7 protein-coding genes are annotated in these 8,871 nt (G+C 56.7%); all 7 read right to left on the reverse strand.

The features are described 5' to 3' along the window. Positions 1-140: 140 nt before the first annotated feature. Positions 141-1,826, reverse strand: a complete 1,686-nt coding sequence (locus WCO56_16755) for a tetratricopeptide repeat protein (protein ID MEI7731227.1) — start codon at positions 1,824-1,826, stop codon at positions 141-143. A 37-nt stretch (positions 1,827-1,863) separates the two neighbouring features. Then, positions 1,864-2,574, reverse strand: a complete 711-nt coding sequence (locus WCO56_16760) for a cyclic nucleotide-binding domain-containing protein (GenBank protein ID MEI7731228.1) — start codon at positions 2,572-2,574, stop codon at positions 1,864-1,866. 251 nt (positions 2,575-2,825) lie between these two features. Continuing rightward, positions 2,826-3,731 (reverse strand): lipoyl synthase, encoded by a 906-nt coding sequence (gene lipA / locus WCO56_16765; protein ID MEI7731229.1) that lies wholly within the window; start codon positions 3,729-3,731, stop codon positions 2,826-2,828. Positions 3,732-3,785: 54 nt separating this feature from the next. Next, complete coding sequence (locus WCO56_16770; GenBank protein MEI7731230.1) at positions 3,786-4,040, reverse strand: glutaredoxin domain-containing protein; 255 nt, start codon at positions 4,038-4,040, stop codon at positions 3,786-3,788. Between the two features lie 17 nt (positions 4,041-4,057). Then, complete coding sequence (locus WCO56_16775) at positions 4,058-4,423, reverse strand: cupin domain-containing protein (protein ID MEI7731231.1); 366 nt, start codon at positions 4,421-4,423, stop codon at positions 4,058-4,060. A 51-nt stretch (positions 4,424-4,474) separates the two neighbouring features. Continuing rightward, the gene (locus WCO56_16780) at positions 4,475-5,587 is read right to left on the reverse strand and encodes a prenyltransferase/squalene oxidase repeat-containing protein (protein MEI7731232.1); all 1,113 of its coding nucleotides are present in this window, start codon (positions 5,585-5,587) and stop codon (positions 4,475-4,477) included. A gap of 106 nt (positions 5,588-5,693) precedes the next feature. After that, positions 5,694-8,729 carry a hypothetical protein gene (locus WCO56_16785; protein ID MEI7731233.1) on the reverse strand — a complete coding sequence of 1,012 codons (3,036 nt, stop codon included), beginning with the start codon at positions 8,727-8,729 and terminating at the stop codon, positions 5,694-5,696. Positions 8,730-8,871: the final 142 nt, after the last annotated feature.

Below are 8,871 nucleotides of genomic sequence, written 5' to 3' on the forward strand. Positions count from 1 at the left end.
CCCTCACCTCTTTCCTCTCCCTCGGGGAGAGGAGGTCATTATCCGGCTGAGGGAATCGACTTAATCGCTTCACTTTCTTTCGGGTAATTCCGCGGCCATGGGAACACCCGAAGCGCGCGACACGGGCGCTGGATCGCGCCCTAGTTCGTTTGCATTTGTTTGATCATTTTCTCCGCCGCCAGCGCGGTCTCGTTATCCGGGGCCGCCTTGCGGATATCCCGAAGCCTTTTAAGTGCTTCTTCCGTTTCGCCCATGAGCGCTTGATAAATAGAATAGTTGATGGCGATCGCCATTCGTTCCGACGGCGGAACTTGATCATTCATCATGTCGCTGAGGATGCGAAAAGGCTCCATCGCTTGCACCAAATCCTCACGGTTATTGGACAGGAGAATCCGGATTACCGCTTCACCATGGCAGGCCATGCGGGATTTGGGATCCAGTTTGCGCGCCATCTGGAAAGCATTCAGCGCGCGGTCATTGCGTCCCAAGGCACGCAGCGACTTGGCCAGGGCCACGTAATTGCGCACTGTGGCAGCGACTTTCACCCGCGCTTCCGCCGCCGCCACCAGATCCGCGTAACGCTCACGCTCAGCCAAAAAGGCCATCAAGGGATCCCAAGCCCCGTCCCGTTGTGGCGTCAGGCTAATCGCTCGCCGCAAGTGTCCTTCCACGGTGGTTCCACCCTCTTTAAAAAAAGCCATTTGGATCGTCCCTAACGCCTCCTCCGCCTGGGCTGCATTCGTGGGATTGGGGTTTTGACTGAGTTGTTCCAAGCGGCACAAGTCCGCGCGCAGGGCGCTTTGCTCACCCTCCGGCAACGTGGCCAAGACCAGCCCGCGCTGAAAGGTTTCCTGCATGGAATTGGTACCCCGCCGCAGGCTGGCTTGGAAGCAAGCCGCCATGGCCGTGGTGATGATGATTTTGGGATCGCTGGGGCTTAATTCGGCGGCGCGCCGCAGATCTTCCAAATTCCCCTCGGAGACCAGCGCGCTGCTCCACATCATGGGATCAAACTTTTCGCCATTTGCCACGCGCAGCACGACACGTGTCATATCGTTGAGTCCGCGTCCCTTGGTGCGGCTCAAGTACGCCTGCGGCTCCGCCGGCGCAAGCGCCACAGTTTTACCCAGCCCGGCCTCGGATTCCTTAAGCAGGGACTGCGTCTGTTCGATTTGGTCGGCGGTTGGTTTGAACGATGGTAGCTGGTATAAGGCGCGTTCAAACGCCAACCCCTTTGGCAAATGTTTGATCAACGTGCTCATCGCCCGCTCGCTTAAAAAACGGGCGAAGGCCGACCATGCTTGCCAATCTTTAGGACCGGCACGGACCGCCTGGCGCAGGCGGACCTCCGCTTCGGTATCTTGCCCCACACGGCTGAGACACTCTCCCAGGTGCCAAAGCACCTCCGGGTTTTCCGGCTGTTTTTCCAAACGTTCACGCCACAGTGCAACAGCGCACACCGTGGCGTTACTGGAACGAAGGCCATCCTCCAGTTCATCATACAGGTTACCCAATCGTTCCTGGAGCAAGGCATCCTTGGAATCATCCTTCAATCGGGCAGTCACAGCGGCTATTTCCACCGCCAGATCCGGTGGGCTTTGCAGTAATTGAATGCCTTTCCGGGAATGGATGTTAAATCCCACGGTGAACTGCAGTTGGGGCAATTCCAAGAGCTTTTTCAGCGCCTCTTCATCCGCCGGAGCTGAAGCACCCAGCAGGCTGATCGGCAGAAGCATCAGCGCCAGCAGCCACTGACCAATGCGACGGCCAACGGCCCCCCACCCTGCCCCGCTCTGGTTAGCTGACGAATGTTGGGTTTCGTTCATACGCCGTTCTGCGCGCCACCAAACGCCATTTCGCGCGTTAACGTGGTGCCGGCGCGGCATTGCCGGTCGCCGTGCGCGCAAACGTCACCGAATCCTTATAACGCTTGTTATCCGCACGGATGCGGGAGGTCAGGGTCTTGCCGATGGCGAACAACAAAGGCGCCGCCAACGCCGGGGCTTCCTTGAGCAGCTTTTCAAAGGATTCGGCGGTCACTTTCAGAAGCACGCTATCTTTATTCGACACGACATCCGCCGAGCGCGGACCGGAATCGAAGATGGAAATTTCCCCAAAAAACTCACCTGCCGCAAGGGTGGTCAGGATGGTTTCCTTGCCGGAGATCATGAGGCGCACGCGCAGTTCGCCATCGAGGATAAGAAACATGGCCTCGCCATGATCGCCCTGTTTCACGATCTCCGTCCATTGCCGGACGTGCTGGACGTCCATGTAGTTCATGAACAGAGCAAGCTGATCATCGGACATTTCAGCAAAGACCTTGACGCGCCGGAGCGCCCCGGGCTTGATGCCGTGCAGCGTGCGCACTCCGGTCGTTTCGGGATCGGCGGCATGGGCCGTACCGGCACCACCGCCCTTGGAACGGAAAAACATGGCGAGTTCAGGCACTTTGGCGGCTTTGCGCCAGACATCGCCTTCTTCACAGTAAATCCAAGTGTCAGCGGTAATCCGCTCTTCGCGAATCCAATCCACCAGCATAGGCAATTCAACCGGCCCGTAAACAACGTTGTCCACGGCCCAAATTTTATATACGGCAGCGCTATTATCCTGCATACCTCGAATCAAGTGAGCCCATCTTAGCCTGCCCAAACTACCAAATAAAGTCGAAAATGCAGCGGAATCGCCCATGAATAAACCAAGCGCTAAATAAGGCCACGAAGAAAGGCAACGACGACTTTTGCCAAAAAACGTCAACCACGGCATTGTCAACTGACGAGGGCGCGCAACGCTGAGGAGATGAACCAGCTTTGGGGCGCGGTTGGTCCTTAAGTCGCCGTTGCTTGGTTACCCTTGAACTCTTCCGCATGATAAGAGCTGCGGACGAGCGGACCACTGGCGGTATGAGTGAAGCCCATTGCCTGCGCTTGGCGGGCGTACAAGACGAATTGTTCCGGGCGAATGTACTCGCATACCGTCAGGTGCTCGCGCGTCGGTTGCAGGTATTGCCCCAGCGTCAAGATATCGCAGCCCACCTGGCGCAGGTCAGCCATGGCTGCCAGCACTTCTTCCGGGGTTTCGCCCAAGCCGAGCATTAAGCCGGATTTGGTGTAGATGCCCGATCCGCACTTGGCCCTCACTTTACGCAACACGCTCAAGGAACGGTCGTACGTGGCGCGATGCCGCACGCTGGGAGTCAACCGCCGCACCGTTTCAAGGTTGTGATTGTAGATTTCCGGGCGCGCCGCCAGCACCGTTTCAATGGCGTCGTCTTCTTCGTGAAAATCCGGCACCAGCACTTCCACAATGATGCCGGGATTCAAATGCCGCACCGCTTCAATGGTCTGGCGAAAATGTGCGGCACCACCATCTGCAAGGTCATCACGCGCCACGGCTGTAATGACGACGTGGCGCAGTCCCATGCGGTGCGCGGCTTCCGCCACGCGAAAGGGTTCCGCCGGATCAAGCGGCAGTGGTTTGGCGGTGCTGATGGCACAAAAGCCGCAGGCACGTGTGCAACGGTCGCCGCCAATCATAAAGGTCGCAGTGCCTTTGCTCCAGCACTCCCAATTATTCGGGCATTTGGCGCTTTCGCAGACCGTGTGCAGTCGCTGACCTTGGAGAAGTGTCCGCGTTTCCGCGAAAGCGGGCGTCTGCGGCAGTTTCAAGCGCAACCATTCAGGCAGGCGTTGCCGTCCGGGCGTGGCGAGCGAGGTTTCCGTCATGGCTTCCATGCTGATAAATAGTATTGCTTCATTGCTTTCACCACACACGACGCAGGGTGCCACTCAAAGCGCGTAACCGTGCTCTTTCCAGAATAGTTCCAACTGGCCGCAATCAAAATCCGCCAGTATGTGGCCATCCACCTCGATGACCGGTGCGAGCGTTTGCTGAGTCAACTTGAACATTTCCTGGCGCGCAGCCAGGTCTTGGGAGACATCCAAGGATTGATACAGAATGCCGCGTTGGTTCAACCACGCCAGGGCCTCATGGCACCAAGGGCAGTACGGTTTGACAAATAATCTCACGAGTTTCGGTTTCATGGACAAAAATATTCGATTCAGGTTTCGGTGATCACAGTGTCGCTGTGTTCATACGCCGGCGCGCAACAACAGAGCAAGCATAGTGTAACTTTGCCGATGTTCCAAAGTTTGTGTTTCCGGCCCGGGGGAATCGCAATTGCGTCGCCCGCCACAACGGTTCGTTCCTCCAATTCGATACGCATGCGCCCAGTGCCTGCGGTGATGTAATAAATTTCCTCGGTGCGGGCATGATAATGCTCCATCGTGCTGCCACCCACCGGCACCCGGGCCTCGGCCAGGCTCTGGTTGCGAATGCCCGAGTTTCGATGGGCCAGCAATTCACGGATTTCCGAACCATCTTTAGTGATGAACGGCGCGACTGCGGCCAGGTTGAACAAATCCATGCGCAAACATTAGCCGAAAGCTGGGGAAAAGAAAACGGAAAACACCGCCGCCTACCGTTGGTACAGCGGCAGGTAATGATACGGCATGGCCAGGATCATGGTGTACACAGCGGTGCAATACGTGGGACCCACCTCGCGACCGCGATCCTGTTTGGGGTCCCAATAGGTTTTGTCACCATCCTTGGCGGCCGCTTCCAGCAATATCGCTTTGATCCCGTTGTACCATTTTTCCCAGGTCTCACCACCAATCATGTATTGCGCTGGAGCCGCGTAGAAATGCCCGTACGTAAAATATTCCTTATGCTCGTTCTTTTTGGTCATAGCATTGAGCAGGTATTCCGAGCCGGATTTAACCAGGGGATCGTCGTATAACCCGCACACTTGGAGCGAATAAATCGCCGCCGCCGTGCGTGCAAAACCGGGCGAACCATTGGGCTGATAACAGAATCCGCCGGAACGTTTGTCGAAACAGCGCTTCACATACTTGACGGCGTCATCAATGGTGCGCTGCGGCACTTCCAGCCCGGCATTCTTGGCGGCGCGTACCGCCACCACGGACAGGACGGTTACCGAAACGTCGGCATCCTTGGCAACGGGCCGATAGCGCCAACCACCTTCGGTGTTTTGCGAGGAAATGATCACCCGGATCATCCGTTCGAGCTTGGTCTTGATGGCCCCGGAACGGGTCTGGCCGTAAAGCTCCGCCAGCGCAATCGTGGCGATCCCATGCCCATACATGTACTGGCCATCCTCGCGCTTGCCGATGATGCCATCAGGCTGCACTTGGTCGAGAAGGTAGTTCATGCCTAGGGCAACCGATTTGCCGAACTCGCCTTCGCCCGGCAATTGGCCCGCCGCCAGGAACGCCATCAGTGTATAACCCGTCATGGCCACCCGCCGGCTGGATTCCTCGCCGGAAGTCCCCCAAGAACCGTTCGGAGATTGTTTGGACACCAGCCATTTCAACGCGCCATGAATCGTTTCCTCGGTTTCCTTGTCCACGATGACCGTATCGCGTCCACTCGCGGCGGATTTTTCCTTGGTGCCGTTGTCGGCAGCAAGAAGCGAATGCGGCAGGCATAGCGTTACCGCCAAGGCGAGGCAGGCAAGAATGTGTTTAAATCCGAAATCCGAAATCCGAAATCCGAAACCCGAACCTGACATTGCACGAGTACTCTTTTCGGCATTCGGAATTCGATCCGCACAATTACCGATAATCACCGGACAGCTCCAAGGCATTGCAAGACCATTCATCATTGAACTGGTTGTTTTAGCGTCGGCTCGATTCATCGGAAAGATTCTTTAAATACTGTTCCACCATCGGACCGTACTCCTGGGGATATTTTTCGGACTGGGATTGCATGATGGCCGCCCGATCCCGAGCCGGTAAACCCAGAAATCCACTACTGCCGGAAACCTTGCGTTTTTCACCTTGGTCCCCGCCTTTGCCGTCAAAGTTCCCTTGATCGCCTTTGGCTTTTTCAGGCGGAGTGCCGGGCTGGTTTTGCGCCTGGGCTTGTCCCGGTTGTTGTGCTTGTTGATCCTGCTGACCTGGCTGCTGCTGTCCCGGTTGTTTGTCTTTGGCATCCGGTTTGCCCGCTTGGTTCTGCTGCTGTTGCTCCTGCCCCTTCGGGTCATTTTGCGCCATCTGCTGATTGCCCGCTTGCGCCATGGCCAAGGCAGCGGAAGCCTGGCTGAGCGCGGCCTGCGCTTGCTCGGCTTTTTCCTGGGCTTTCGGCGCGTTCTTCGCTGCCGCCTCGCCCGTGGCTTTGGCGAGATCATTTTGGGCTTGTTGCAACGCGTTCTGGGCGGAGGGCGGCAGGTTTTGCGTGGTGGCGGCATCGTTGGCGGCTTGCGCGGCATTTTCCAGGTTCTTCGCGGCTTGCTGCATCGCTTGATCCGGCGTGGGCTGATTGGCTTGTTGCTGGGCCAACTGCTGGGCCTGTTGTTTCAAGTCATCCTGTTGCTTGGCCAATTGTTCCATGGATGGCTTGGCATCCGCCTTCGCATCTTGGGCTGGCTGCTGGGCGTTGTCTTTCTTTTGCTCGGCATTCTGCTGATCTTGAGGCTTCTGTTGCTGGTCGGCCTTGGCCATGGCATCCTGCGCCTTTTGCATGGAATCCACGGCTGCCTTCACATCGTTCTTGGCCAGTTGATCCGCCGCCTGTTGCGCTGCCTTTTGAGCTTCCTTGGTGGCATCCTTGGGCGAGTCCTGTTGGTGTTTGGCCAGGTTATCCGCGATTTCCTGCTGCTGTTTTTGCAATTGGTCTTTCTGGTTTTGTTGGGCCATCTGGTTCATGGCCTTGTTAATTTCTTCCTGGGCCTTTTCAATCTTGGATGCCGCTTCCGCCAGTTTCTGCGCGTTATCCTCGGGGCGCTTCAAATCATTCTTCAATTCGTTCAGGCGAGCTTCAAGGATCGCCTTGGCCAAAAACAGGTTGGCCAGCGCTTGGGATTGCTCCGGCTCGGATCCTTTGACGTCGGTTTGCGTCAGCTTGGCTCTGGAATCATTCATATTGACCACCGCGTCGGCAATGAGTTTGGCCGCAGTAGCCACGTTGGTGGCGACGATTTGCTGCAACTCAGAGGTGTTCGCCGAGAGCTTGGCCTGGGTCTCGGCCAGCGGCGCGGTTTCCTGCTGAATCAAATTCGTGCGGGCACCCAGTTTGGCGGTGGTGAGTTGCAGGGCCTGTTGTTGCTTGATGATTTCCAGCAACCGCTTCAGGGAATCATCATCCTTGGTCAGCTCCTGTTCGGATTTCTGCAACTTCTGTAATTCCTTCTGTAATTCCTGTTCCGCCCGGGCCAGGGCATCCAACGCGGCCTTCTGCGCCTCCGGCGAATTCACCTGTTTGCGCAGGCTTTTCTCGGCTTTGGCCATCTGGTTGCCAGCTTCGCCCAGTTCACTGGAAGCGCGTTCCGAGACCTCCGCCGATTCGGCTTGAACCAATTGGGTTCGCTCTTTGAGCGTTCCCTGTTTTTCGCCGCACAATTTTTCCAGCAGCCGTTTATCGGCTTCCACCGCCGCCGATTCTTCTTTCAGCTTGGTCTGGTCCACAATCAAAGCACGCACCTGCTTGAGCAGATCCTGCACCCAGGCGAGCGCATCCTGTTCTTTTTTCGCGTCCTCTTCCGCCTTGGTTAATTGTTGTTTCAATTGCGCGCGGGCTGATTCCAGACGGTCCAGCGCAGCTTTTTCCTCCCGTTTAGCCTCACTACCCCGCCATTGGGCTTCCTTGTGGGTCAATACCGCATGGGCATCCTGCATCTTGCCGACGGCTTCCTTCAGCGTTGCGGCGGCGCTCGGAGCGCTGTTCAAGACTCCGTCCCGGATGGTATCGGTGCGGTCGCTCAGGCTGAGTTGACGTTCCGCCAGTTCCGCCGATTCCTGGAGTTTTTTACCCAGTTGCTCGGTCATCTTGATGATCGCCGTTTGTTCGATGATGGCTTGTTCCAATTCGCGGAGGGCGCGTTTCAAGGCATCCACCACATCCTTGGGCGGGGCCAATTGCTGGGAGATTTCGCGCAACAAATCGCGCCCGCGTTTTTCCATGCCAGCAGCACTGAGGATGCGTCCGCCGTTCAGATCGGTCAGCGTGGCTTCCAGATACGGTTCCAGCCGGCCATTGGTGGCCAGGTGTTTGGCGGCTTTGGCGCGATCCATGCTGGCGCTGTCCGCCTGCTTAATTAAGTCATCCAAACGTGCCAGAGCCAGTTTAACCTCATCGCGAATCGCCTCTTGATTAATGACCTGCTGGCGCCAGGGAATTTGCTGGGCTTCCTCATAACGATCCACGGTTTTGCCGCGCACCAGGGATTCCAGCCAAATGGCCTCTTTCATATTGAGGTTTTGGCGTTCAGCCAATTGAGCAAAGCGCATGGAGAGATCGAATAACGCCTGCTGCCGCTTATACTCATCCATCAGTTGCTTCAGCTTGACGATGATGTTTTTCTGGCCGGAATCCGCATCCAACAAGCGACGCCGGGCGGCATTGGGATCCGTGGCACTACGTGCTTCCTGTAGCATGTCCACAATCTTGGCCATCTCCTTCTCACTCAGGTGTCCCAGCACCGACTGAATGGATTTGAGCACCCCCACGTCCTCGCCTCCGATACCGTTGCGCTCAAATTCCCCCACAATCGCCGCCAGTTGGTCATTCACGCGCTGCGTGGTCGAACGGATTTGCTGTTGTTTCAATTCACTCTGGAGAATGCGGTCGCCGCCCCCGGCCGCTTTGGCCGATGGGCAAAATACCAGCGTCATCGCTGCTGCGAAAAGCGCGAGGCCGAGTAATATTTTTTTCATAATTGCTTTGCTGACTGCAAAAGTGACGCATTTTAACCGGCCTCGCAATGACTTTCTTTCCCGCCTTTTTCCATCGGGCACATTGCTTAAACTCAGAACACCGCATCTGCGCCGAATAATTTGATACCATTGGGGATTGGCG

The sequence above is a fragment of the Verrucomicrobiota bacterium genome (assembly GCA_037139415.1).
Taxonomy (GTDB): Bacteria; Verrucomicrobiota; Verrucomicrobiia; order Limisphaerales; family Fontisphaeraceae; genus JBAXGN01.

Coding starts and splice junctions, on each gene's coding strand:
- WCO56_16755 (MEI7731227.1), bottom strand. CDS start 1,826: ATGAACGAAACCCAACATTCGTCAGCTAACCAGAGCGGGGCAGGGTGG.
- lipA (MEI7731229.1), bottom strand. CDS start 3,731: ATGGAAGCCATGACGGAAACCTCGCTCGCCACGCCCGGACGGCAACGC.
- WCO56_16770 (MEI7731230.1), bottom strand. CDS start 4,040: ATGAAACCGAAACTCGTGAGATTATTTGTCAAACCGTACTGCCCTTGG.
- WCO56_16775 (MEI7731231.1), bottom strand. CDS start 4,423: ATGGATTTGTTCAACCTGGCCGCAGTCGCGCCGTTCATCACTAAAGAT.
- WCO56_16780 (MEI7731232.1), bottom strand. CDS start 5,587: ATGTCAGGTTCGGGTTTCGGATTTCGGATTTCGGATTTCGGATTTAAA.
- WCO56_16785 (MEI7731233.1), bottom strand. CDS start 8,729: ATGAAAAAAATATTACTCGGCCTCGCGCTTTTCGCAGCAGCGATGACG.